Source organism: Miltoncostaea marina (genome assembly GCF_018141525.1).
Classification (GTDB): Bacteria; Actinomycetota; Thermoleophilia; order Miltoncostaeales; family Miltoncostaeaceae; genus Miltoncostaea; species Miltoncostaea marina.
In genome coordinates, this window is record NZ_CP064655.1 from 3173384 (window position 1) to 3198365 (window position 24982).

General features: G+C 76.7%; 20 protein-coding genes and 3 pseudogenes. 16 read left to right on the forward strand and 7 right to left on the reverse strand.

What is annotated here, in order from left to right; genetic code table 11:
• Positions 1–2 precede the first annotated feature (2 nt).
• Positions 3–212: pseudogene (locus tag ITJ85_RS17715) on the forward strand (AAA family ATPase); the annotation flags it as partial.
• A gap of 50 nt (positions 213–262) precedes the next feature.
• On the opposite strand, the gene ITJ85_RS16035 reads toward ITJ85_RS17715, so the two are convergent.
• The gene (locus tag ITJ85_RS16035) at positions 263–1267 is read right to left on the reverse strand and encodes a hypothetical protein (protein WP_217914112.1); all 1005 of its coding nucleotides are present in this window, start codon (positions 1265–1267) and stop codon (positions 263–265) included.
• A 72-nt stretch (positions 1268–1339) separates the two neighbouring features.
• Between ITJ85_RS16035 and ITJ85_RS16040 the strand changes: the two genes are divergently transcribed.
• From ITJ85_RS16040 to ITJ85_RS17725, 4 genes and pseudogenes are all read left to right on the forward strand, one after another.
• Entirely contained in the window at positions 1340–2752 is a 1413-nt protein-coding gene (locus tag ITJ85_RS16040) for an SbcC/MukB-like Walker B domain-containing protein (protein WP_217914113.1), read from the forward strand.
• On the forward strand, positions 2749–3159 hold the full coding sequence (locus ITJ85_RS16045; RefSeq protein ID WP_217914114.1) for a hypothetical protein: 411 nt from the start codon (positions 2749–2751) through the stop codon (positions 3157–3159). The genes ITJ85_RS16040 and ITJ85_RS16045 overlap by 4 nt, the downstream gene beginning before the upstream one ends.
• A gap of 97 nt (positions 3160–3256) precedes the next feature.
• Positions 3257–3466, forward strand: a pseudogene (locus ITJ85_RS17720) (helix-turn-helix domain-containing protein); the annotation flags it as partial.
• A gap of 100 nt (positions 3467–3566) precedes the next feature.
• Positions 3567–3857, forward strand: a pseudogene (locus tag ITJ85_RS17725) (integrase core domain-containing protein); the annotation flags it as partial.
• A 136-nt stretch (positions 3858–3993) separates the two neighbouring features.
• Here ITJ85_RS17725 and ITJ85_RS16055 read toward each other — a convergent pair.
• The 3 genes from ITJ85_RS16055 to ITJ85_RS16065 form a co-directional block, all read right to left on the reverse strand.
• On the reverse strand, positions 3994–4353 hold the full coding sequence (locus tag ITJ85_RS16055; protein ID WP_217914116.1) for a cupin domain-containing protein: 360 nt from the start codon (positions 4351–4353) through the stop codon (positions 3994–3996).
• Between the two features lie 125 nt (positions 4354–4478).
• Positions 4479–5621: an MFS transporter gene (locus ITJ85_RS16060; protein ID WP_217914117.1), complete on the reverse strand. Its 1143-nt coding sequence runs from the start codon at positions 5619–5621 to the stop codon at positions 4479–4481.
• A gap of 53 nt (positions 5622–5674) precedes the next feature.
• Entirely contained in the window at positions 5675–7519 is a 1845-nt protein-coding gene (locus tag ITJ85_RS16065) for a S9 family peptidase (RefSeq protein WP_217914118.1), read from the reverse strand.
• A 60-nt stretch (positions 7520–7579) separates the two neighbouring features.
• Between ITJ85_RS16065 and ITJ85_RS16070 the strand changes: the two genes are divergently transcribed.
• The 7 genes from ITJ85_RS16070 to metH all read left to right on the forward strand — a co-directional run bounded on the left by ITJ85_RS16070 (position 7580) and on the right by metH (position 17423).
• Positions 7580–9148 (forward strand): serine/threonine-protein kinase, encoded by a 1569-nt coding sequence (locus ITJ85_RS16070; RefSeq protein WP_217914119.1) that lies wholly within the window; start codon positions 7580–7582, stop codon positions 9146–9148.
• Between the two features lie 154 nt (positions 9149–9302).
• Complete coding sequence (gene fabD, locus ITJ85_RS16075) at positions 9303–10220, forward strand: ACP S-malonyltransferase (protein ID WP_281412260.1); 918 nt, start codon at positions 9303–9305, stop codon at positions 10218–10220.
• A gap of 2 nt (positions 10221–10222) precedes the next feature.
• A complete protein-coding gene (gene fabG, locus ITJ85_RS16080; protein ID WP_217914120.1) occupies positions 10223–10954 on the forward strand; it encodes a 3-oxoacyl-ACP reductase FabG in 732 nt (243 codons plus the stop codon).
• A complete protein-coding gene (fabF, locus tag ITJ85_RS16085; protein ID WP_217914121.1) occupies positions 10951–12204 on the forward strand; it encodes a beta-ketoacyl-ACP synthase II in 1254 nt (417 codons plus the stop codon). The genes fabG and fabF (ITJ85_RS16085) overlap by 4 nt, the downstream gene beginning before the upstream one ends.
• Complete coding sequence (gene fabF, locus ITJ85_RS16090) at positions 12201–13478, forward strand: beta-ketoacyl-ACP synthase II (RefSeq protein ID WP_217914122.1); 1278 nt, start codon at positions 12201–12203, stop codon at positions 13476–13478. The genes fabF (ITJ85_RS16085) and fabF (ITJ85_RS16090) overlap by 4 nt, the downstream gene beginning before the upstream one ends.
• A complete protein-coding gene (locus tag ITJ85_RS16095; protein ID WP_217914123.1) occupies positions 13475–13675 on the forward strand; it encodes a hypothetical protein in 201 nt (66 codons plus the stop codon). Before fabF (ITJ85_RS16090) ends, ITJ85_RS16095 begins: the two co-directional genes overlap by 4 nt.
• 28 nt (positions 13676–13703) lie before the next feature.
• Positions 13704–17423 (forward strand): methionine synthase, encoded by a 3720-nt coding sequence (metH, locus tag ITJ85_RS16100; RefSeq protein WP_217914124.1) that lies wholly within the window; start codon positions 13704–13706, stop codon positions 17421–17423.
• 66 nt (positions 17424–17489) lie between these two features.
• On the opposite strand, the gene ITJ85_RS16105 is transcribed toward metH, so the two are convergent.
• The gene (locus ITJ85_RS16105) at positions 17490–17987 is read right to left on the reverse strand and encodes a uroporphyrinogen decarboxylase/cobalamine-independent methonine synthase family protein (protein WP_217914125.1); all 498 of its coding nucleotides are present in this window, start codon (positions 17985–17987) and stop codon (positions 17490–17492) included.
• 34 nt (positions 17988–18021) lie between these two features.
• The gene (locus ITJ85_RS16110; protein ID WP_217914126.1) at positions 18022–18807 is read right to left on the reverse strand and encodes a VOC family protein; all 786 of its coding nucleotides are present in this window, start codon (positions 18805–18807) and stop codon (positions 18022–18024) included.
• 37 nt (positions 18808–18844) lie between these two features.
• Here ITJ85_RS16110 and ITJ85_RS16115 point away from each other — a divergent pair, with 37 nt between their 5' ends.
• From ITJ85_RS16115 to ITJ85_RS16130, 4 genes are all read left to right on the forward strand, one after another.
• Entirely contained in the window at positions 18845–20038 is a 1194-nt protein-coding gene (locus ITJ85_RS16115; RefSeq protein ID WP_217914127.1) for an SLC5/6 family protein, read from the forward strand.
• A 16-nt stretch (positions 20039–20054) separates the two neighbouring features.
• Complete coding sequence (gene pckA / locus ITJ85_RS16120; protein WP_217914128.1) at positions 20055–21611, forward strand: phosphoenolpyruvate carboxykinase (ATP); 1557 nt, start codon at positions 20055–20057, stop codon at positions 21609–21611.
• A gap of 91 nt (positions 21612–21702) precedes the next feature.
• Positions 21703–22521 (forward strand): nickel-binding protein, encoded by an 819-nt coding sequence (locus tag ITJ85_RS16125; RefSeq protein ID WP_217914129.1) that lies wholly within the window; start codon positions 21703–21705, stop codon positions 22519–22521.
• Positions 22518–24185 (forward strand): NAD(P)/FAD-dependent oxidoreductase, encoded by a 1668-nt coding sequence (locus ITJ85_RS16130; protein ID WP_217914130.1) that lies wholly within the window; start codon positions 22518–22520, stop codon positions 24183–24185. The genes ITJ85_RS16125 and ITJ85_RS16130 overlap by 4 nt, the downstream gene beginning before the upstream one ends.
• Here the strand turns inward: ITJ85_RS16130 and ITJ85_RS16135 are convergent.
• Positions 24172–24978, reverse strand: a complete 807-nt coding sequence (locus ITJ85_RS16135; RefSeq protein WP_217914131.1) for an enoyl-CoA hydratase/isomerase family protein — start codon at positions 24976–24978, stop codon at positions 24172–24174. The two genes, ITJ85_RS16130 and ITJ85_RS16135, sit on opposite strands and share 14 nt — an antisense overlap.
• Positions 24979–24982: the final 4 nt, after the last annotated feature.

Here is a 24982-nt window from a genome sequence, read left to right on the forward strand (position 1 = left end):
GGGTGCGGCCGCTCGAGCTGGAGCTGACGGCGTTCCGGTCGTACGACCGGGCCACGGTGGACCTGCGCGGCCACGACCTGGTCGTGATCAGCGGCGACACCGGCGCGGGCAAGACCTCGCTGCTCGACGCGATCGCGTTCGCGCTCTACGGCCGCACGCCCGAGAAGGTCCCGGCGCGCGACCTGCTCACCCTGGGGCGCACCCACGGCGAGGTGCGGCTCACCTTCGCGGCGCGCGGCGAGGTCTGGCGCATGACGCGCCGCTACGGCCCCGAGGCGCCCGACCCGGCGCACGTGCTGGAGCGCCTCGACGGCGACGGCGGGGCCTCGCTCGAGACGATCGGCGGCGAGGAGGCCTGCGCGGCCCGGCTCGCCGGCGTCGTGGGGATGAGCTTCGAGGCCTTCACGAGCGCCGTGCTGCTGGCCCAGGGCCGCTTCGCGGCCTTCCTCGGCGCCCGGCCGGCGGAGCGCGACGCGATCCTGCGCGAGCTGTTCGGCGTCGCCTCGCTCGACGGCGCGCGCCAGGCGGCGCAGGGGCACGCCGCCGCCGCCGAGCGCGCCGCCGAGGTGTGCGAGGCCCAGGCGGCCCACCTGCCCCCCCACGGCCCGGGCGCGCGGGCCGCGCGGGCGCGCGAGGCGCGGGAGGCGGCGGCGCGGGCCGCCGCGGCGCGGCGCCTGGTGCCGATGGCGGCGGCGGCGCGGCGCGAGGCCGAGCGCGCCGAGGCGGCGCGCGGCCGGGCCCGCTCCGCCCGGACGGCGGCGCAGGAACTGCCCGACGAGGACGCCGGCCGGCAGCTGCTGGCCCGGCTGGCCGCGGCCGACGGCGCCGTCGCCGAGGCGCGCGAGCGCCACGCGGCCGCCGAGGCGCGCCGCGAGGCGGCGGCGCGGGCTCGCGCGGAGCTGCAGGCCCGCCACGGCGGCGCCGCGGCCGAGATCGCGGCGCTGCGCGAGCGGGCGGCGGGGGCGCGCGCCTCGCGCGCGAGCTGCCGGCCCGGCGGGGCGCGCTGGAGGACGCCGGGCGCGCCCTGGCGGAGCGCCGGGCGGCGCTCGCGGCGCTGCGCGGCGCGCTGGACGCGGCGCGCGCCGAGCGGGCACGGGTCGGCGAGCGCCTGGCGGCCGTCGAGGCGTGGCGGGCCGAGGAGGCCGCGGCCGCGCGCCGGGCCGCCGCGCGCGCCGACGCCGAGGCCCGGCTCGCCTCGGCCGCCGCGGCGCACGCGGCGGCCGAGGCGGCGCGGGAGGAGGCCGAGGCCCACGCGCGCCACCTGCACCGCCAGGACCTCGCCGCCGCGCTGCGCGCCGAGCTGGCCGAGGGCGACCCGTGCCCGGTGTGCGGCGGCACGGTGGGCACCACGGCGGTGGCCACCGGCGACCTGCCGGCCGCCGACCGGTCCCTGGCCGCGGCGCGCGAGCGGGCCGCGGCGGCCGCGCGCGACCACGCCCGCGCCGAGGAGCGCCTGCGCGCGGCGGCGGCCGAGGACGAGGGCGGGCGGGAGCGGCGCGCGCAGGCCGCGGCCGCGCTCGAGCGGGCGGGCGTCACCGCCGAGGGGGCGGCCGGGGCCGCAGACGAGGCGGCCGCCCGCGCCGCGCAGCTCGACGCCGCGGTCGCCGAGGCCGAGCGCGGGCTGCGCGCGGAGGAGACCGCTGTGGCGTCGGAGGACGCCCGCCTGGGCGCGGAGCGCGCCGCCCTGGCGCGCGACGACGGGGAGCTGGCCGGCGCGCGCGCGTCGCTCGGCGCGTGGGCGGCCCACGAGGACCCCGCGGCCGCGCTCGGCGCGGCGCTCGAGGAGATCGCCGCCGCCGAGCGGGCGGCCGAGGCGGCGTCGGACGACGCGGCCCGGGCGGCGGCCGAGGCCGGCCGCGCCCGCGAGGTGGCCGACGGCCTGCGCGCGGGCCCGGTGGCCGACCTCCGCACCACGGCGGCGCGGGTGGCGGCGCGCGGGTCGCTGGAGCCGCCCGCGGCGGGCCTGGACGCCGCTGCGCTCGTCGACGCCGCGGTGCGGCTGCGCCGGGCGGCGCTGGAGGCGGCGGCGCGGCACGACGCGGCGGCGGCCCGCGCCGACGACGCCGCCGCCGCCGCGCGCGACGACCTGCTGGCCGCCGGCGCCCCGCTCGGCGTCGGCGACCCCGCGCAGGCGGAGGGCGCCGTGCGCCGCCTGACGGCCGAGCGCGACGCCGCCCGCGCGGGGCTGGCGCGCGCGGAGGAGGCCGCCGCCTCGGCGCGCCGCCTGGCCGGCGAGGCGGCCGCGGCCCGCGCCGAGGCCGACGTGCACCGGCAGGTGGCGAACGACCTGCGCGCCGACCGCTTCCCGCGCTATCTGCTCAACCGCTTCGGCGAGCGCCTGGCGGTGGGCGCCTCCGCCCGGCTGCAGGAGCTGACCGCCGGCGCGTACCGCTTCTCGGGGCGCGACAAGGACGCGCTGGCCGTCGTCGACATGCGCCGCGGCGAGCGGCCGCGCCCGGCGTCGACGCTGTCGGGCGGCGAGCGCTTCCTCGCCAGCCTCGCGCTGGCCCTCGGCCTGTCCGACATCGCCGCAGAGTCGGGCGGGCGGCTCGACTGCCTGTTCCTCGACGAGGGCTTCTCCACGCTGGACGCCGACTCGCTGGAGCAGGCGCTGTCGGGGGTGGAGCGGCTGGCCGGCGACGGCCGCCTGATCGGCGTGATCACGCACCTGCCGGGCGTGGCCGACCGGCTCGGCGCGGCGATCCACGTGCGGAAGGACCCCGGGGGCTCCAGTCGAATCGTGGAGCCATGACGCGAGCCTCCCAGTGGATCACCTTCGTCCTGGCGAACCTCGTCGCGATCGGCGTGGTGCTGCAGGTCTACTTCATCGCCTCGTACTTCTTCGGCGCCGGCGAGGACGCCCTCGACATCCACGAGGGGCTCGGCGGCGCGGTGCACGGGGTGGAGATCCTCGTCTTCCTCGCCGCCATCGGCGCCTTCTGGAAGCGCTGGGGGCTCGTGGGCCTGGCGCTCGCGCTGCCGGTCGTCGGGACGATCCAGCTCGCCTTCGCGGAGTCCGACGAGGGCTGGGTCGGCGGCCTGCACGGCCTGTTCGCGGTCGCGGTGCTCGTGATCGCCGCGGTGGTCGGCCACCGGGCGATGCACGCGCTCGGCATCGGCCGCGGCGCCGGCGCGGACCGCATGCCGCCCGCCGCCTAAACGTTGACCACACACCTGCGCGACACCTGGTCGCAAAGGTCCGGGCCTCCGAGGCAGGGTTGGGGTGCGAACTCCACCCGGCCCAGAGGAGGCCCGGATGCTCACCGTAACCGAGCGGCCCAGGCGAAAGCGCCCGTCCTGGGAATCGCGCTGCGAGATCGTCGCGAAGGTGCGCTCGATGGGATGGCGCGCCGAGGCGGCACGCAGCCAGGAGGTTCACCGGGCGACCGTCTACCGCCTGCTCGCCCGCGATGACGAGGGCGGTTGGGCCGGCCTGGTCGATCGCCGGCCGGTGCCCCGCCACCAGCCGCGCCGGCTGGCGGCCGAGCTCGCGGGTCGGATCGTGAACGCGCGCCGGGCGAGTCGGTACGGGGGCCGAGCACTCCTGCGCCTTCCTCGAGCGCGCCGTGGCCTGGTTCGCGGCCGCGCACGGGATCCGCATCGAGCGCGTCCTCACCGACAATGGGCACGCGTACCGCTCGCACCCCTGGCGCCATCTCTGCCTGGCGCTCGACATCGGGCGCCGGCGCACCCTGCCCTACACGCCCCGCACCAACGGCAAGGCCGAGGCCTTCATCGGCACCGCCCTGCGCGAGTGGGCCTACCGCTACGCCGATCCGACCAGCGCCCACCGCACCCGGGCCCTCTCAGGCTGGGTGCGGTGGTACAACCGACGTCGTCCCCAGAGCTCGCTCGGCAACCGGCCGCCGGTCAGCCGTGTCGCGCAGGTCCGTGGTCGGATCACCGAGACCGCCGTCCCGCGCGCCGACCGGGGACGGCGGCGGGCGGGCGGCCGCCGTCCCGGGCTCGCGGCGGGCATCGCCGGGGTGGGCCCTATGCCCTGGCGTACTGCGCGTAGCCGCCGAAGTCGATCGCGACGCACGGCTCGTCGCCGACAGTCCAGGCATCGTGACCGGGCTCGATCGCGGCCACGTCGCCGGGGCCGAACTCGGCCTCGGCGCCGTCCGCCATGCGCACGGCCATCCGACCCGAGACGCAGTAGAGCAGGTGGGTCGCCTCGCAGCTCCCCGTGCCCGCGATCGGCTTGACGTGCTCGGACCAGCGCCAGCCCGGCTCGAAGACGCCCCGCAGCACGGGGTGCCCGCCGACGGTCACCACCTCCGCCCTGCCGTTGGCGGTGAACGGCCGCGTCTCTTCCGGCGCCTCGAAGTTCTTGATCTCCATGGTCGCCATGCTCGCCCCCTCGTGCAGCCGAGCGGGCGCGCAGGCCCGCGCGGCGCGTGTCGTCGATCATGCGCACGACGCCCGGCGGCGCGCAAGCCGGCCCCGTGCGCCCCGGGGGCGCCGTCGCCTGGGCGTCAGGACGGGCGCGCGCGCTCGCGCGCCCGCAGCGGGCCGAGGGCCCACCAGCCGACGAGCGGGCACGCCGCAGCGAGCGCGAACGCGGCCGGCCACTCCACCAGGCCGACCGCCGCGCCGAAGGCCGGCGGGGCCATCGCCACCGCCACGAACAGGACGGTGTTCTGCAGGCCCAGCGCCGTGCCGACCCGGGCGGGGCCCGCCATCTCGGCGGCGGCCGCGAACGAGACGCCGTTGCCGGCCATCGTCAGCACGCCGGCCACCACGAGCGCGGCGACCGCGGGCCCGTCGGGCGCCGCCAGGAGCGCGGCCGCCGCCGCCAGGGTCACCCCGCCGGCGAGGGCCAGCGCGCGCAGGGGGCCGATGCGGCTGCCGGCGCGGTCCGACCACGCGCCGGCCACCACCCGGGCGACCGCCCCGCCCGCCTGCACGCCCGCCAGGGCGAGCGCGCTCGCGCCAGGCGACCAGCCGCGCTCCTCGTGCAGGTACAGCGCCGTGAACGACAGCAGCGACAGCTGGGCCAGCACGACGGCCGCCGTGCCCAGCGACAGGCGCCAGATGGCGGGGTCGCGCAGCGGCCCGGCGCCGGGACGCGGCGCGCCGGAGGCATCGGGCGCGGCGGGCGCGCGGCGCAGCCCGGCCACCGCGGCCAGCGCGCCGCCCAGGCAGGCGGCCGCCAGCGCCAGCAGCGCGGCCTCGAGGCCGCCGGCGTCGGCGGCGAGCGGCAGCAGCGCCGCGGCCGCCGCGCCGCCGAGCGGCGTCGACATGTGGCGCAGCCCCAGCGCGAGGCCCCGCTCGCCCGGGCCGAACCAGGCGACCACCGCGCGCCCGCTGGCGGCGTTCGCGCTCGAGCCGAGCGCGCCGGCCAGCACCAGGCAGGCGCCCAGCGCCCCGGCCGACCCGGCCTGCGAGCCCAGCGCGAGCGCCCCCGCGGCCCCGGTGAGGCCGACCCCGATCACCGCCCGCTCGCCCACCCGGTCCGCGAGCGCGCCCCAGCCGAGCAGCGTGGCGATGATGCCGACCGTGGACGCCGCGAGCAGGGTGCCGGTGCCCGCCAGCGACAGGCCCAGCTCGTCGCGGATGCGGGGCGCGACCGCGGGCAGGCCGAGCTGCACCGCCGAGATGCCGGCCTGCGCCGCCATGCCGGCGGCCAGGACCGCCCAGCGGTAGCGCCCGCCGGCCGCGGCCGCCGTCGTCAGCCCTCCGCCCGGCCGCCCAGGTGGCGGGCGAGGAAGCGCTCGATCGCCCGGAACGCGTCCATCCGGTTCTCGGGCTTCACGAACCCGTGGCCCTCGTCGTCCTTCACGAGGTACTCCACCGCCACGCCGCGGGCGCGCAGGGCCTCGACGATCTGGTCCGACTCGGCCTTCGTCACCCGCGGGTCGTTGGCGCCCTGGATCACGAGCAGCGGCGCCGTGATGCGGTCGACCCGGTTGAGGGGCGAGCGGGCCTCGAGGTCGGCGAGCTGCTCGGGGTCGTCGGGGTCGCCGACGTAGCGGAACCAGGTGCTCGCCAGCAGCGGCCGCCAGTAGGGCGGGAACGAGCGCACCAGCGTGACGAGGCTCGAGGGGCCCACCATGCTCACGACCGCGGCGAACACGTCCGGCGTGAAGGTGGCGCCGACGAGCGCCGCGTAGCCGCCGTACGAGCCGCCGTAGATGCCGACGCGGCGCCGGTCGGCGATGCCCTCGCCGACCAGCCACTCCACGGCGTCGATCAGGTCGTCGTGCATCCTCCCGGCGAACTCGCGCTCGGCGGCGTGCATGAACCGCTTGCCGAAGCCCGTGGAGCCGCGGTAGTTGACCTGCAGCACGGCGTAGCCGCGGTTCGCGAGCATCTGGGCCTGCGGGTCGTAGCCCCAGGTGTCGCGCGCCCAGGGCCCGCCGTGCACGACGAGCACCGCCGGCAGGTCGCGCGGCTCCGCGCCGAGCGGCAGCGTGAGGTAGGAGCGCAGCGGCAGGCCGTCGCGCGAGGTGATGGTCACGGGGCGCATCGGCGCGAGCGTCTCCGGGTCGAGCCACGGCCGCGAGCGGTGCAGCAGGCGCGACGCGCCCGTCGCGCGGTCGTACAGGTAGGCGGCGCCGGGGTCGCGATCGTCGTCGAACGACACGACGAACATGGTCTCGTCGGCGTCCTGGCCGGTGATGTGCGGGTCGCCCGGGTGCAGGCGCCGGATCGCCTCCCAGTCGCGCGCGAAGCGCTCGTCGAAGGCGTGCAGCACCACCCGGTCGCGCACGTAGGCGGCGCCGAGCAGCTCGCCGGTGCGGTCGCTGACGAGCGGCGCGGCCAGGTCCACCTCGTCGTCGGCGTCGATCTCGCGCTCGGAGCCGTCGGCAGGGTCGAGCTCCACGAGCCGCAGCAGGTCGCTGCCGCGGGCGCTGGCCACCCACAGCCGGGCGCCGTCGGGGGTGAACGCGAAGGCGTGTCCGCCGTCCTCGTTGGCGTACTCGGCCACCACGCGCAGCTCGGCGTCCTCGTGGTCGCGCACCAGCAGCTGGTAGTCGCCGGCGGGCGTCTGCGCCCGGGCGGCGCGCAGCCGGCCCTCGCGGTCGGCGAGCCAGCCGATGATGTTCCCCGGGTTGCGGCCCACCAGCTCGAGGCGCCCGGTGGCGAGCGTGAGCCGGTACGCGTCGAAGAGCGTGCGGTCGCGCAGGTTGAGCGTGACCAGCACGTGCCGCGGCGTGGCCCGGGGCACGGCGACGAGGCCCGCGCGCACGCCGGGGAAGGGCGTCAGGTCGCGCGTCCGGCCGCCGTCGTCGACGTCGACGCAGAGCAGGTGGTGGTTCTCGTCGCCGCCCGTGTCCTGGAGGTGGATGATGCGGCGCGAGTCGCGCGTCCAGCCGTACGAGCGCACCCCGCGGTCGCGGTCGTCGGTCACCGGGACCGCCTCGCCGCCGGCCACGTCGGACACCCACACGTTGAGGACGCCGTCGCGCGGGGCGAGCCACGAGATGCGGCGCCCGTCGGGCGAGAGCCGGGCGAGGGCGCGCTCCGGGTTGTCGAAGAAGTGGCGGAGCGGGATGAGCGGCGGCGACGGCATCCGGGCATGGTCGCACGTGGGGCGGGCGGCCGGCCGGGCGCCCGCTGGTACGCTCGGCCCGTGGCCGGTGCGGACGGGACGAGCGAGCTGATCGGCCGCGTCATCGAGGGCTACCGGGTCGAGGCCGAGCTCGGCCGCGGCGGCCAGGCGGTCGTCTACCGCGCCACCCAGCTCTCGCTGCAGCGCACGGTGGCGCTGAAGGTGGTCGCGCCCCAGCTGGCCGCCGACCCCGACTTCCTCGAGCGCTTCACGCGCGAGGGCATCGCCGCGGCCAGCCTCGACCACCCGCACATCATCCCGGTCTTCGAGGCCGGCGAGGCCGACGGCTTCGCGTTCCTCGCCATGAAGTTCGTCGACGGGCCGACCCTCGACGCCCTCGTGCGCGCCCCCGGGGGCGTCGGCGTGCGCCGCGCGCTCGCGATCCTGCGCCAGGTGGCCGAGGCGCTCGACCACATGGCCCGGGGCGGCATGGTGCACCGCGACGTCAAGCCGGCCAACGTGCTGCTCGGCCCCGGCGACCACGCCTACCTGTCCGACTTCGGGCTGGTGCGGGCGATCTCGGCGGCCCGCCTGACCAAGGCCGGGGTGTGGATGGGGACGCTCGAGTACGTGGCGCCCGAGCAGGCGCGCGGCGCCGACGTGACCCCCGCGACCGACCGCTACGCGCTCGCGGCCATGGCCTTCGAGGCGCTCACCGGCGGGCCGGTCTTCCGGCGCGACGACCGCGCCGCCACGCTGTACGCCCACGTGCACGAGGCGCCGCCCGCGGCCTCGGAGCGGGTGCCGGCGCTCGGGACGCGCGTCGACGAGGTGCTGCGCCGCGGCCTCGCGAAGGACCCCGGCGAGCGCCACCCCACCGCGGTCGCGCTCGTGGACGACCTCGAGGCGGCCGTCGCCGCGACGCCCGGCGCCGCCGCGGCGCGCCCGGCGGCCGCCGCGGCGCCGCCCCCGCCGCCGCCGGCGCCCACCCTCACCGGCGACGCCCCGCCGCCCCCGCCCCCGCCCCCGCCGCCCGAGCCGGCGTCGGGCGAGGTGACGCCACCGCCCCCGCCGCTCGCGCGGCGCATGCGCGTGCCGCTCATCGTCGCCGGGGTGCTCGGCGCCCTCGCCGTCGTGATCGCGGTCGTCGCGCTGGCCTCGGGCGGCGGCGAGGGCCGCACCGTAACCACGTACGTCGTCGCGACCGGGGCGCCCCCCGCGACCGGCGCGCCCACCGGGGCCGCGCCGCCCGCCGCGCCGGGCGCGCCCACGGTGGGGGCGGTGCTGCCCGCCGCCATCGACGGCTGGACCGTGGAGGCCACCGACCCCGCGGTCGCGAACCTGGACCTCGGCGGGCTCGGCCCGGTCGAGACCGCCCAGGCGACCTCCGGCGCCGACGTGGCGCTGCTGGTGGGCGCGGGGGCGGGCGGCGACCCGCCGGGCGCGCTCGCGCTGCTGCGCGGCCAGATCGCCGGCGACGACGAGGGCGAGGCCCCGATCGAGGGCGCGACCGACGCGCGCGTGCAGCGCGCCGGCGGCGCCTCGATCCTCTCGTTCGCCACGGAGGACCGGGTGCTGCTCGTCGTGGCCGAGGACCGCGACCGGGCCGTGGCGCTCGGCGAGGCGGCGGGGCGGGCGCTGCGGCCCTGACGGGCGTCGGGGGGGCCCCGGTGAAACCGCTTGACGGCTTCTCTATCATCTGTGGTCTCACGGGTGTGAGGGCCCGTCCCCGAACGTCGTTGCACGAGGAGCCCGGCATGAGGTCCACCGCACTTCACCGGCGCGGCGCGGAGTCCCCCCGCTGATCGCGCTCCTCTTCCCCGGCCAGGGGTCCCAGCAGGTCGGGATGGGCCAGGCGCTCGCCGCCGCGTACCCGGTCGCCCGCCGCACCTTCGAGGAGGCGAACGACGTCCTCGGATACGACCTGGCGCGGCTCTGCTTCGAGGGGCCCCACGAGCAGCTGATGTCGACCGAGCACTGCCAGCCGGCGGTGCTCACGAACTCGGTCGCCGCGTGGCGGGTCGCTCGCGAGCACGGCATCGAGGGCCACCTGACGATGGGCCACTCGCTCGGCGAGTACGGCGCCCTCGTGGCCTGCGGCAGCCTCTCGTTCGAGTCGGCCCTGCGCCTGGTGCAGGCGCGCGTCGCCTCCACCAGCGACGTGGTCGCGCAGCGCCCGGGGTCCATGGCCGCGCTGCTCGGCGCGAGCGACGAGGACATCGAGGCGCTCTGCCTCGAGGCCGGCGACGTCTGGCCGGCGAACTACAACTGCCCGGGGCAGATCGTGGCGTCGGGCCTCTCGCGCGGCGTCGAGCGCCTCATCGACCTCGCGCACGCCCGCGGCATCAAGGCCCGCCTGCTCGACGTCGACGGCGCCTTCCACTCGACGGTCATGGCGCCCGCGGCCGAGCGGCTGCGCGAGGCGCTGGCCGGCGTCAAGCTCAATACGCCGTCGCTGCCCTTCCTGTCGGCGACCTCGGCCGCCGTGGAGCGGGGGGAGCGCCTGAAGGTGATCCTCGCCCAGCAGCTGACGGCGCCGGTGCGCTTCACCCAGTCGGTGCGCACCGCGCTCGACCTGGGCGTCGACCGCTTCGTGGAGTTCGGCAACCGCCGCGTGCTGGTCGGCCTCGTGCGCCGCATCCGACCGGGCGTCGAGGCGGTTAACCTCGGCGACCCGAGCGACCTGCCGGCGCTCCTGGAGCTCGCGGGGCGGCCCTCGTAGGGGTGCCCGTCGCGCTCGTCACCGGAGCGAGCAAGGGGATCGGTGCGGCATGTGCGGTGGCCCTCGCGCGCGGGGGCTGGGACGTCGCGCTGACCTACGCCGCCGACCGCGCCGGCGCCGAGGCGACCGCCGCCGAGGTGGCGCGCGCGGGCGCGCGGGCGCACGTGCAGCGCAGCGAGGCCCGCGACCCGGCCGCAGCGCCCGCGACCGTGGCCGCCGCCGAGGAGGCGCTCGGGCCGCTCGACGCGCTCGTGGCCAACGCCGGCGTCACCCGCGACGGCCCGGCGGTGCGCATGGACGGCGAGGCCTGGCGCGCGACGATCGACGTCAACCTGACCGGCACGATGGCCGCCGTGCACGCGGCGCTCGAGGGCATGCTGCGCCGGCGCTCCGGCGCGATCGTGGCGATCTCGTCGGTGGTGGGCGTGCAGGGCAACGCGGGCCAGGCGAACTACGCGGCGTCGAAGGCGGGCATCATCGGCCTGGTGCGCTCGCTCGCCCGCAGCGCCGGCCCCTCGGGGGTGCGGGTCAACGCGGTGGCGCCCGGCTACATCACCACCCGGCTCACCGACGTGCTCACCGACGAGCAGCGGGGCCGGCTGCTGGCGGGCAGCGCGCTGCCCCGGCTGGGCACGCCGGAGGACGTGGCGGGGCCGGTCGCCTTCCTCCTCTCGCCGGCGGCGGGGTACATCACCGGTTCGGTACTGGCAGTCGACGGGGGCTTGCGGATATGAGGGACGAACGGCGTGTGGTCGTGACGGGCGTGGGGGCCGTCTCGCCCCTCGGCGCCGACGGGCGCGCGACGTGGGAGGCCGCCCTGGCGGGGCGCTCGGGCGCGGGGCCGATCACGCGCTTCGACGCCTCGCGGCACGGCTGCCGGATCGCCTGCGAGGTGCACGGCTTCGACGGCGAGGCCGAGCTCGGCCGGCGCGCGGCGCGGCGGATGGACCGCGCCAGCCAGTTCGCCGTGGTGGCGTCGCGGATGGCGCTCGAGGACGCCGGCCTGGCGATCGAGGACGACGAGGACCGCGACCGCGCCGGGGTGGTGATGTCGACCGGTAACGGCGCCAGCGAGACGTTCGAGGACTTCCACCTCGACCTCATGGAGCGCGGCGCCGAGCGCGCCTCGCCGCTCATGGTCCCGATGGCGATCGTCAACATGTCCGCCGGACACGTGGCGATGCAGCTCGGCCTGCGCGGCCCGGCCTCGTGCGTCGTCACCGCCTGCGCGTCGGGCAACCACGGCATCGGCGACGCGGCCGCGATCATCCGCCGCGGCGCCGCCGACGTGATGGTGGCCGGCGGGACCGAGGCCGGCATCACGCCCTTCTGCATGGCGGGCCTCGACGCGACCCGCGCGCTGTCGCGGCGCAACGACGACCCCGAGCACGCCAGCCGGCCCTTCGACCTGGGCCGCGACGGCTTCGTGGCCGCCGAGGGCGCGGGCGTGCTGGTGCTCGAGAGCCTGGAGCACGCGCTGGCGCGCGGCGCCGACGTCATCTGCGAGCTGCGCGGCTACGGCGCCAGCAGCGACGCCTACCACCTCACCGACCCCGACCCGAGCGGCCGCTGGCAGATCGCGGCCATGCGCGGCGCGCTCGAGCGGGGCGGCATCGACCCCTCGGAGGTCGACTACGTGAACGCCCACGGCACCTCCACGCCCGCCGGCGACGCCGTCGAGATCGGGGCGATCAGGCAGCTCCTCGGCGACCGCGCGGGCGAGGTGATGGTGAGCTCCACGAAGTCGATGCACGGCCACGGCATGGGCGCGGCCGGCGGCTTCGAGGCCGTGCTCACGGCGCTCGCGGTGCGGGAGGGCCGGGTGCCGCCCACGATCAACGTCGAGGACCTCGACCCGGCATGCGAGGGCGTCGACCACGTGCTCGGCGAGGCCCGCGAGGCGCCCGTCCGGGTGGCGCTCTCCAACTCGTTCGGCTTCGGCGGCCACAACGCCGTGCTCGCCTTCTCGAGGTACGAGGCGTGAGCCGCGACGCGGACGGGCGCGTGCGCGTCGTCATGACCGGCATCGGCGTGGTCTGCCCGCTGGGCATCGGCCGCGAGGAGATGTGGCGCTCCGTCGTGGAGGGGCGCTCGGGCGCCGGCATGATCACCCGCTTCGACGCCTCCGACCTGCCGGTGCGCATCGCCTGCGAGGCCCACGGCTTCGAGCCGGCCGACTTCATGGACCGGCGCGCCGCGCGGCGCATGGACCGCTACGCCCAGCTGTCGGTGGCGGCGGCGCACCTGGCCGTGTCGGACGCCGGCCTGGCGATCGACCGCGACGGCGAGGGCATCGGCGCGATCATCGGCAACGGCGGCTCGGGGACGGTGTCGCGCGAGGAGCAGCACCGCGTGATGGTGGAGCGCGGCCCCGACCGGGTCTCCCCGTTCGCGATCCCCCTGAGCGTGGCCAACATGGGCGCCGGCCAGGTGTCCATCGAGCTCGGGCTGCGCGGGCCGGTGACGGCGGTCTGCACGGCGTGCGCCGCGGGCACCGACTCGATCGGCACCGCCGCCGAGATCATCCGCCGCGGCGACGCCCGGGCGATGCTCGCCGGGGGCGGCGACACGCTCATCTCGCCCTACTTCGTCGCCGGCTTCGACGCGATGCGGGTGCTCTCGCGCCGCAACGACGACCCGGCCGGCGCCGCGCGGCCGTTCGACCGGGACCGCGACGGCTTCCTGGTGGGCGAGGCCGGCGCAGTGGTGGTGCTCGAGCCGCTCGAGGACGCGCTGGCCCGCGGGGCCACGATCCTGTGCGAGGTGGCCGGATACGGCGCGAGCGCCGACGCGCACCACATCACCGACCCCGACCCGAGCGGCCGCGCGCAGGCGCGCGCCGTGCGCGCCGCCCTGGCCGACGCCGGCCTGGAGCCCGCGGAGGTCGACCACGTCAACGCGCACGGCGGCGCCAGCAAGCCCGGCGACCCGACGGAGATCCGGATGCTGCGCGACGCGCTGGGCGAGGACATCGCGTCGCGGGTCGCGGTGAGCGCCACAAAGTCGATGCACGGCCACTGCATGGGCGCCACGGGCGCGCTCGAGGCGGCCATCACGGCGCTCGCCCTGCGCGAGGGGGTGCTGCCGCCGACGATCAACCTGCAGCACGTCGACCCGGCCTGCGAGGGCGTCGACCACGTGGCCAACGTGGCCCGGCCCGCCGACCTGCGCGTGGCGCTCTCGGCGTCGTACGGGCTCGGCGGCCACAACGCCGTGCTGGCGCTGACCCGGTTCGACGGCGACGGGGGCGGCCGGTGAGCTGGATCCGCCGCCTGTCGCCCCGCGCCGAGAAGACGATCCGCCTGGTGGTGGCGAGCGCGCTCGCGGGCGCGCTCGGCATCACCGCGGTGGCGATCGAGAGCGAGCCGCTCGCCTACGCGGCGATCGGCGTCGTGCTCGCGGGCATCCTCGCGGGCCCGCTCGTGGCGCGGGTGCTGTTCCCCCGCGACGGCTGACCCGGGCCGGCTGGACTAGGCTGACCCGATGAGCGCCGACACCAGAGCCGTCCTCGACCGCCTGCTCGCCGAGCGGATCCTGATCCTCGACGGGGCCACCGGCACGATGATGCAGCGCCACCCGCTCGAGGAGGCCGACTTCCGCGGCGAGGTCCTGCGGGACCACCCGCAGCCGCTGAAGGGCAACAACGACCTGCTGACCCTCACCCGCCCGGACATCGTCACGGGCATCCACGAGGCCTTCCTCGAGGCCGGCGCGGACATCATCGAGACCAACACGTTCTCGTCGACGTCCGTGGCCCAGGCCGACTACGGCACCGGGCACCTCGTGCGCGAGCTCAACCGCGAGGCCGTGCGGCTGGCCAAGGCCGCCGCGGCCGGGTGGACGGCGCGCACGCCCGACCGGCCGCGCTTCGTGGCGGGCGCGATCGGCCCCACCAACCGGATGCTGTCGATCTCGCCCGACGTCGAGGACCCGTCGAAGCGCTCGATCACGTTCGAGGAGCTGCGGGCGGCGTACGCCGATCAGGTGCGGGGGCTCATCGAGGGCGGCACCGACCTGCTGCTGGTCGAGACGATCATCGACGGCCTCAACGCGAAGGCCGCGATCGCCGCGATCGACGAGGTGGCAGAGGAGACCGGCGTGCGGCCGCCGCTCATGATCTCGGTGACGATCACCGACCGCAGCGGGCGCACGCTCGCCGGTCAGACGATCGAGGCCTTCTGGATCACGGTCGCCCACGCCCGGCCGTTCAGCGTGGGCGTCAACTGCGCGCTGGGCGCGGCCGAGATGCGCCCCTACCTGGCGGAGCTGTCGCGGGTCGCCACCTGCTGGACGAGCTGCTACCCCAACGCCGGCCTGCCGAACGCGTTCGGCGAGTACGAGGAGGGCCCCGAGGAGACCGCCGGGGAGCTCGGCGGCTTCGTCGAGGGCGGGCTCATCAACATGGTGGGCGGCTGCTGCGGCACCACGCCCGATCACATCCGCGCCATCGCGGCGGCCGCCGAGGGCCGCGCGCCTCGGCGCATCCCCGTGCAGGAGCCGCTCACCCGCCTCGCGGGCCTCGAGCCCCTCGTGCTGCGCCCCGACGCCAACTTCCTGATGATCGGCGAGCGCACCAACATCACCGGCTCGAAGCGCTTCCGCGAGCTGATCACGTCGGGCGACTACACGACCGCGCTGGAGGTGGCGGCCGAGCAGGTCCGCAACGGCGCGAACGTGATCGACGTGAACATGGACGAGGGCATGCTCGACTCCGAGGCGGCCATGACCACGTTCCTCAACATGGTCGCCACCGAGCCGGACATCGCGCGCGTGCCGATCATGATCGACAGCTCGAAGTGGTCGGTCATCGAGGCCGGCCTGCGCTGCGTGCAGGGCAAGCCGATCGTCAACTCCATCTCGCTCAAGGAGGGCGAGGAGGACTTCCTGGCCAAGGCGCGCCTGGCCCGGCGCTACGGCGCGGCGATGGTCGTGATGGCCTTCGACGAGCAGGGCCAGGCCGACACCGTGGAGCGCAAGGTCGCGATCTGCGAGCGGGCCTACGGGCTGCTGGTGGAGCGCGCCGGCGTGCAGCCCGAGGACATCGTCTTCGACCCCAACATCTTCGCCGTGGCCACCGGCATCGAGCAGCACAACGGCTACGCGATGGCCTTCATCGAGGCCACGCGCCAGATCAAGGAGCGCTGCCCCGGCGCGAAGGTGAGCGGCGGCGTCAGCAACCTGTCGTTCTCGTTCCGCGGCAACGACGCGGTGCGCGAGGCGATGCACAGCGCGTTCCTGCTCCACGCGATCCGCGCCGGCATGGACATGGGCATCGTCAACGCCGGCCAGCTCATCGTGTACGAGCAGATCGACGAGGAGCTGCTCGAGGCCGTCGAGGACGTGCTCTTCGACCGCCGCCCCGACGCCACCGAGCGCCTCGTGGAGCTGGCCGAGCGGGTCAAGGGCACCGGCGGCGCGGCGGTCGCCGACCAGGCCTGGCGCGGCGAGCCGGTGGAGAAGCGCCTCGAGCACGCGCTGGTCAACGGCATCGTCGAGCACGTCGAGGCCGACGCCGAAGAGGCGCGCCAGGCATACGGCTCGCCGCTGGCCGTCATCGAAGGCCCGCTGATGGACGGCATGGGCGTGGTGGGCGACCTGTTCGGCGCCGGCAAGATGTTCCTGCCCCAGGTGGTGAAGAGCGCCCGCGTGATGAAGCGGGCGGTGGCCTACCTCGAGCCGTTCATGGAGGAGGAGCGCGCCGCCGCCGAGGCGGCCGGCCGGGACGCCGAGCCGCAGGGGACCGTGGTGATGGCGACCGTGAAGGGCGACGTCCACGACATCGGCAAGAACATCGTGGGCGTGGTGCTCGGCTGCAACAACTACCGGGTGGTCGACCTCGGCGTGATGGTGCCCGCCGAGCGCATCCTCGACGCGGCGGCCGAGGAGCGGGCGGACATGGTGGGGCTGTCGGGCCTCATCACCCCCTCGCTCGACGAGATGGTGGCCGTGGCCCAGGAGATGGAGCGCCGCTCCATGGACATCCCGCTGCTGATCGGCGGCGCCACCACCAGCCGTCAGCACACCGCGGTCAAGATCGCGCCGGCCTACTCCAACTCGGTCACCCACGTGCTCGACGCCTCGCGGGCGGTCGGCGTGGTCTCGCGGCTGCTCGACCCGCAGCAGCGGCCGGTCTTCGAGGCGGCGACCCGCGAGGAGCAGGAGCAGCTGCGCGAGCAGTACGCGACCCGCCGGGCGCGGCCGCAGCACGCCTACGCCGAGGCCCGCGCGCGCCGCCCGCGCTTCGCCTGGCGGCCCGAGGACGTGCCGGAGCCCGAGTTCACCGGCCGGCGGGTGCTCGACGACGTGCCGCTCGCCGAGATCGTGCCCTTCATCGACTGGACCTTCTTCTTCCACGCCTGGGAGCTGAAGGGCAAGTACCCGGACGTGCTCGACCACCCGGGCCACGGCGCGGCCGCGCGCGAGCTGTTCGCCAACGCCACCGCGATGCTCGACGAGCTGGTGGCCGGCGGGCGCATCCGCGCGCGCGGCGTGTACGGCCTGTGGCCGGCCAACTCCGACGGCGACGACATCGTGCTGTGGGCCGACCCGTCGCGCTCGCGCGAGCTGATGCGCTTCCCGATGCTGCGCCAGCAGCGGGTGAAGGCCGACGACAAGCCGCAGTACTGCCTCGCCGACTTCGTGGCGCCGCTCGACACCGGGCTGCCCGACCACGTCGGCGCGTTCGCCGTCACGGCGGGCCTCGGCGTGGACGACCTCGTGCGCGCCCACGAGGCCCAGCACGACGACTACTCGGCGATCATGACCAAGGCGCTCGCCGACCGGCTGGCCGAGGCGTTCGCCGAGATGCTCCACGCGCGCGTGCGGCGCGAGTGGGGCTACGGCGCCGGCGAGGAGCTCACCAACCAGGACCTCATCGACGAGCGCTACCGCGGGATCCGCCCGGCGTTCGGCTACCCGGCCTGCCCGGACCACCTGCCGAAGCGCCGGCTGTTCGAGCTGCTGGGCGCCGAGGAGATCGGGATGGCGCTCTCCGAGCACCTCGCGATGACGCCGCCCGCCTCGGTGAGCGGCATCTACATCCAGCACCCCGAGTCGCGCTACTTCGCGGTCGGCCCGCTGGGGCGCGACCAGGTGGAGTCCTACGCCGGACGGATGGGCATGGCGGTCGACGAGATGGAGCGCTGGCTGGCGCCCAACCTGGCGTACGAGCGCGCCGAGCCGGCGGCGGCCCCGGCGGGCTGACCGCCGGCCCGGCCGGGGAGCACCCCGGGGGACGGCCGGCGCCGCGCCCGCGCGCCCGGCGGGCGCCTAGTCGAGGTCGAACTGCTCCTTGGCCAGGTAGAGGCGCGCTTGGCGGGCGCCCTCGACCAGCACCGCGAGCTTGGCCTCGACCACGTCCTCGGGCAGGGCGTCGAGGCCGGGCGTGGCCGCCACCCACAGCGCCGAGGGGGTGCCCTCGCGCGCCGCGTCGAGCGTGCGCCGGGCGACGTCCATGACCTCCTCGACCTCCGCCGAGGCGCCGTCGACGGCCTCGATGGCCGCGTCGGCGGCCCCCAGGACGTAGCAGCCCTCCGGCGCCTCGCCGGCGGTCTCGAGGATCAGGCCGGGCGGCGGGTCGCCGAGCTCGGCCGCGTCGACGGCCCGCGCCTTCAGCGCGGCGTGCGGCGCCGCGGCGCGGGCGGCGGCGACGGTCTCGGCGGTGTCCTCCTCGGCGCCGCTCGCCACCACGTCCACGCCGATGCGGGCCAGCCGTGCGGCCCAGCCGGGCGGCCCGGGCAGCGCGCCGAGCACGATCGTCGGCAGCACCGGCAGCTGGACGCCCAGGGCGGCGAGCCGGTCCCTACGGATCGACGGCGCCTTCGAACAGCGCGAAGAACGCGTACTGCGGGTCGTGCGCCACGAGGAAGCGCCCGGCGGGCACCTGCATGGGGGGCACGACCACCGCGCCGCCGCGCGCGGCGAGGACCCCCGCCGAGGCGTCGAGGTCCTCCACGGTGAAGTAGACGAGCCAGTGGGGCGGCGCGGGCGCCTGCGGCTGCAGCGCCATCATGCCGCCGTTCAGGCGGCCGTCGTTCGCGATGCTCCAGAACGGCGCGGCGTCGGTGCCGACCTGCGCGAACTCCCAGCCGAACAGCTCGGAGTAGAAGGCCTCGGCGCCCGCCGGGTCGGTCGTGTTGAGCTGGTTGATGGTCATGGCGCCGGCGTCGTTGACCAGCTCGGCGCCGGCGAAGCGCCGGCCCTGCCACAGCGCGAACACCGCGCCCTGGGGATCGCCGATCAGCGCCATGCGGCCGTCCTCGGCGACGTCCTTGGGCCCCATCAGCAGCGCGCCGCCCAGCTCCTGCGCGCGGGCGGCCGTGGCGTCGGCGTCCTCGACCGCCACGTACGAGAGCCAGGCGGGCGGCACGCCGCGGGCGCGCTGGTCCTCGTCCTGCAGGTAGACGCCGGCCACCGCCGCGCCGTCGATCGCCATCACGGCGTACTCGTCCGGGTCGGGCGCCGAGCGGGCGGGGTCGGGCTCCCAGCCGAGCAGCTCGGCGTAGAACGCGCGCGCGCCCGCGGCGTCGGTGGTGCCGAGGTCCGCCCAGCAGAACAGCCCCGGCGCGTAGTCGCTGCGGTGGCCCACGCGCGCAGGATACCCGGCGCCACTACGATCGCGCGCCATGGGGCGCGAGGGCTGGATCCGGCGGCTGGGACCCTGGGTCGGCATCGGCACCAGCCCGGCGGCGCTCATGACCGGCGGCGGCGTGGGCCGTGGGCTGCGCGGCGGCGAGCTGGTGGTCGCGCTCGTGGCCGGCACCGCGCTGCTGGCGGCGCTCGCCGTGACCCAGGGGGTGCTCGGCCAGCGCACGCGGCGGTCGCTCGGGGCGCTCACGGCCGGGCCGCTCGGCGAGCTGGGCAGCCGCCGCTCGGCATCGGTGGTGATGCTGGCGATGATGCTCGGCTGGTTCGGCGTCAACGTGGGCGTGGCCGGCGTCGCGACGGCGCGACTGCTGGGCGTGTCCGACGTCGCCGGCGTCGCGCTGTTCGCCGTCCTGATGCTGGCCGTCGCGTGGCGCGGCCTCGGCGCGCTGTCGTGGTCGGCGCTGGCCGCGGGGGTGGCGACCGCCGCGATCGCCGCCTACGGCCTGCACCTGGCGTTCGCCGACCACCCGGTCACCCTGTCCGGCGGCCGAGCCGGCGAGGAGCCGATCGGCCTCGCCGCGGCGGTGGCCCTCGTCGTGGGCTACGGCGCGGCCTTCTCCCTGCGCACGCCCGACTTCACGAGCGACCTCGCCCGGCCGCGCCAGGTGCTGTGGTGCGCGCTCGCCGGCCTGGCGGCCCCGCTGCTGGCGTTCGCGCTCGCCGGCGCCGCGCTCCACGCCGCCACCGGCACCTGGGACCTCGCCGACGTGCTGCGCGACCTGGGCAGCGCCGAGGGCGCCTACCTGTTCGTCGCCGTCGGCTTCACGGGGTCGGTGCTCACCAACATCTGGTCGGGGGCGCTGTCGCTCAGCGACGCGGCGCCGGCGGTGCCCCACCGGGCCGCGATGGTGCTCGTGGCCGCGGCCGGCGCGGCCATCGCGGCGGGCGGGTTCGCGGACCTCATGCTGCCCTGGCTGACGGTCATGGCGCTGGCCGCGCCGGGCCTCGTCGCGGTGTGCCTGGTGCACGTCGCCCGCAATGCGTCCCCGGTATCGGGGTACAGACGGGCAGGCCTGTACGCGTGGGCGGCCGGATTCCTGTGCGGGATCGTGCTCCACGTGGCAGGATCGGCACTAGCGTTGCCCGCCGCGGCCGTCGTCCCGGCGCTGGCGTACTGGGCCTTCGGACCCCGCGGGCAGCGGAACCTGGTGGACGCGAACGCGGGGGGCTGAGGTGGCGATCGATCAAGTGGCGAGGCGGGGCGGGGCCGTCGGGCTCGACACCCACGGCATCTCGGCGGAGGGGACCGTCTGGTGGAACCTGCCGCCCGCCGCGCTCTACGAGCACGCGCTCGCCACCGGCGACGGCCAGATCGCCGAGGGCGGCCCGCTCGTCGTCTCCACGGGCGTCCACACCGGGCGCGCGCCGAAGGACAAGTTCGTGGTCCGCGAGCCCGGCTCGGAGGACCGCATCTGGTGGGGCTCGGTCAACCAGCCGATCGACGAGGACAAGTTCGCCGGCGTCGGCGAGCGGCTGCGCGCGCACCTGGGCGCCGCCCCCGACCTCTACGTGATCGACGCCTTCGCGGGCGCCGACCCCGTCGAGCGGCTGCCGCTGCGGGTGGTCTCCGAGAGCCCCTGGCACGCCCTCTTCGCCCAGACGATGTTCATCGTGCCCTCCGACGAGGAGCTGGAGCAGCACGCGCCCGAGGCGCTCGTGCTGCACGCGCCGGGCTTCGAGGCCGACCCGGCCACCGACGGCACCCGCCAGGGCAACTTCGTGCTGCTGCACCCCAGCCGCCAGGAGATCCTGATCGGCGGCACCTACTACGCCGGCGAGATCAAGAAGTCGATCTTCACCCTCATGAACGACCGCCTGCCGCTGCGCGGCGTGCTGCCGATGCACTGCTCGGCCAACGTGGGCGAGGACGGCCGGGTGGCGATCTTCTTCGGCCTCTCCGGCACCGGCAAGACGACCCTCTCCACCGACTCGGAGCGCCCGCTGATCGGCGACGACGAGCACGGCTGGGGCGAGGACGGCGTCTTCAACATCGAGGGCGGCTGCTACGCGAAGGTGATCAACCTCTCGCCGACCGGCGAGCCCGAGATCTACGCGACCACCCGCCGGTTCGGCACGGTGCTCGAGAACGTGGTCATGGACCCGGCCACCCGGCGCCTCGACCTGGACGACTCGTCGAAGACCGAGAACACCCGCGCGGCCTATCCGCTCGCCTCGATCCCGAACCACGTGCCGAGCAAGCGCGCCGGCCACCCGTCGGCGATCGTCATGCTCACCGCCGACGCGTTCGGCGTGCTGCCCCCCATCGCCAAGCTCTCCGCCGAGGAGGCCATGACGATGTTCCTGGCCGGCTACACGGCCAAGGTGGCCGGCACCGAGATCGGCGTCGTCGAGCCCGAGGCGACGTTCAGCGCCTGCTTCGGCGCGGCCTTCCTGCCGCAGCCGCCGTCGGTCTACGCCGAGCTGCTCGGCGAGCGCATCGAGCGCCACGGCGTCTCGGCGTGGCTGGTCAACACCGGCTGGTCGGGCGGCCCCTACGGCGTCGGCTCGCGCATGCCGATCGCCGCCACCCGCGCCATCGTCCGCGCCGCCGTGTCGGGCACGCTCGACTCCGCCCCGACCCGGACCGACCCGATCTTCGGCTTCCAGGTCCCCACGGAGATCGCCGGCGTCGACGCCGCGCTGCTCGACCCGCGCGGCACCTGGGCCGACGGCGAGGCGTACGACGCCTCGGCGAAGGACCTCGCGGCCCGCATCCAGGAGCACGCCGCCAAGATGCGCGCGTAGCACCCCTCGACCCTCCGGCGGCGCGCCCGCGCCGCCGGAGGGGACGATCTGTGATGATCGGCGCGCACCGCCCGCGTCGAATGGATGACCGGTGGGCTTCTTCATGGACCGGCACGACCTCGAGGGCGCGACGCCGGCCGACGTCGCGGCGGCCCACATGAGCGACCTCGGGGTGCAGGAGCTCCACGGCGTGCGGTTCGTGTCGTACTGGTTCGACTACCACCGCGGCGCCGCGTTCTGCCTGGTCGAGGCGCCCGACGCCGAGGCGGCACAGCGGGTGCATCGCGAGAGCCACGGCTCGGTGGCGAACGAGATCATCCCGGTCGACCCCGACGACGTCGCGCGCTTCCTCGGCCGCATCGACGACCCCCTCGCCGCGGCGCGGCAGGCGGACAGCGCCTTCAGGATCATCCTCTTCACGGATCTGGAGGGCTCGACCGAGATGGTGCAGCGGCTCGGTGACGAGCGCGCGGTGGCCCTCCTGCGCCGTCACGACCGGATCGTCCGCGACGCGCTGGGCCGGACGGGCGGGCGCGAGGTGAAGCACACCGGCGACGGCATCATGGCGTCCTTCGCGTCGGTGCAGTCGGCGCTGCGGTGCGCCGTCGACGTCCAGCGGGGCTTCGCGGAGCACGCGGCCCGGGACCCCGAGGCCGCGATGCGCGTCCGCATCGGGATGAGCGCCGGAGAGCCCGTGGCCCAGGACGGCGACCTCTTCGGCGCCGCGGTGCAGCTCGCGGCGCGCCTGTGCGCTCGCGCCGCGCCGGGCGGGGTCCTGGTCTCGGGGGTCGTCCGCGATCTCAGCATCGGCAAGGGCTTCGTCTTCGCCGACCCGCGCGAGGAGGCGCTGAAGGGGTTCCCGGCCCCGGTGACCCTCTGCGAGCTCGTCTGGACGGCGGGCCCGCCGTGACCACGAGCGGGCGGCCGGTCGTGCTCGTGATCGAGGGCGACGAGCGGTCGCGGGCTCGCACGCTCGGGGAGCTCCAGCGGCGGTACGGCGCGGACTACCGGATCGTCGCGGCGTCCTCGGCCCGGGAGGGCGGCGGCGTCCTGCGCGCGCTGGCCGACGGCGGCGAGGAGCTGGCGCTGGTCCTGGCCGCCCACTGGCTGCCGGACGGAACGGGGTCGGACCTGCTCGCGGAGGTGCCCGCGCGGTTCCCGCGCGCCCGCCGCGGCCTGATGGTGGACTACGGCGGCTGGGGCGACGAGCCGACCGCGGCGGCGATCGTGCGCGCGATGGCGCTGGGGCGCTGCGACTACTACGTGCTGAAGCCGTGGCGCTCACCCGACGAGCTCTTCAACCGGACCGTCGCCGAGTTCCTGCACGAGTGGGCCAGGTCGCTGCCGAGCGGGCCGCGCGAGGTCGCGGTCGTCGGGGCCCCCCGCGACCGCCGCGCCCGCGCGGTGCGCGATCTGCTCGCGCGCAACGGCATCCCCTCGGTGTTCCGGCCGGCGGCGGAGGGCGCCGCGACCCGGACGCGCGTGGAGTTCCACGACGGCCGGGTGCTCGACGACCCGTCCGACGCCGAGATCGCGGAGGCGTGCGGGCTCGCCACCCGCCTGCCGCGCGACGGCTGCGAGCTCCTCATCGTCGGCGCCGGGCCCGCCGGCCTCGCCGCGGCCGTCTACGCGGCGTCCGAGGGCATCGAGACGATCGTGGTCGAGCGGGCGAACATCGGTGGGCAGGCCGGCAGCTCGTCCCTCATCCGCAACTACCTGGGGTTCGCGCGCGGCGTCGCCGGTGCCGAGCTGGCCCAGCGGGCCTACCAGCAGGCGTGGGTCTTCGGCGCCTCGTTCGTCCTCATGCGGTCCGTGACCGCGATCTCGGCGGCGGGCGGGCGCCTCGAGGCGGCGCTGTCCGACGGCTCCGTCGTCCGGGCGCCGGCCGTCGTGGTCGCGACCGGCGTCGCCTACCGGCGGATCGGCGTGCCGGAGCTCGAGGAGCTGGTCGGCGCGGGCGTGTTCTACGGGTCCTCCCCATCCGAGGCGCACGCGCTCTCCGGGATGCGCGTGCACGTGGTGGGGGGCGGCAACTCGGCGGGCCAGGCGGCCCTGCACCTCGCCCGCCATGCCGAGCACGTGACGCTCATCGTCCGCGGCCGCTCGCTCGCCGCGACGATGTCCCGTTACCTGATCGACCAGATCGGCGCGTCACCGCGCATCCGCGTGCGCACCGGGTGCGAGGTCGTCGGCGGGTCGGGCGCCGGACGGCTCGAGCGCATCATCGTGCGCGACCGCGAGGGCGGCACGACGCAGCTCGAGGCCGCGGCGCTGTTCATCCTCATCGGCGCCCACCCCCACACCGACTGGCTCCCCGGCGCGATCGCGCGCGACGAGGGCGGCTACGTGGTGACCGGAGCCGAGCTCGCGACGGCGCCCGGCGCCGGCTGGACGGCGCCGCGCCCGCCCCGCCCGCTGGAGACGAGCATGCCGGGCGTGTTCGCCGTGGGCGACCTCCGCCACGGCTCGGTCAAGCGGGTGGCGTCGGCGGTGGGCGATGGCGCCGCCGTGATCGCCCAGGTGCACGAGCACCTGCGGGACGCGCGGGGCACGGCCCCGGTCAGCGCCCCCTGAAGCGGGGGGCGCGCCGTTCCCGGAACGCCGCGAGCCCCTCCTTGAAGTCGTCCGAGCCGAAGGCGCGCGAGCGCGCCGGCGCGGCGGTCTCCTCGATCACCTCCCAGGGGGCGCCCTCGCCGATCGCCGCGATGATCGCCCGGGTGCCCTCGACCGCCAGCGGGGCGCCGGCGGCCACGTCGGCCGCGGCCGCGCGGGCGGCCGCCCACAGGGCGGCGTCGTCGGCCGCCACCTCGTCGACGAGGCCCAGGGCGAGCGCCTCGTCCGCCTCGACCGGGCGGCCGGTGAGGAAGAGGCGCTTCGTGCGCGCCGGTCCCATCGCCGCCACGAAGCGGCGCAGGCCGTCGGGCGAGTAGACCACGCCGAGGCGCGCCGCCGGCACGCCGAGCCGGGCGCCGCGGCGGGCGACGCGCCAGTCGCACGCCATCGCCAGCTCGAGCGCGCCGCCGAGGGCCGCGCCGTTCAGCACGCCGATCACCGGGCGGGGGCAGTCCGCGATCGCCCGCGCGGCGCGCCCCAGCAGGCGCTCGCCGGCCTGGAGGTGCGCCACGAGCTCGTCGGCCGGGCGGTCGCCCAGGTCGAGGCCCGCCGAGAAGTGGCGATCGCCCGCCCCGCCGAGCAGCACGACCCGGACGGCGGCCGGGCGGGGGCCACCCAGTAGGCTCACCAGGTCCTCGAGGATCCGCTCGTCGAGCGCGTTGGCGCGGGCCTCGTTGGCGATCCGGACCACGAGCGCGTCGCCGTCCTCCTCGACGAGGAGGCGGCCGCCGGACGGGGGGGCTTCAGCTGGCATCGGT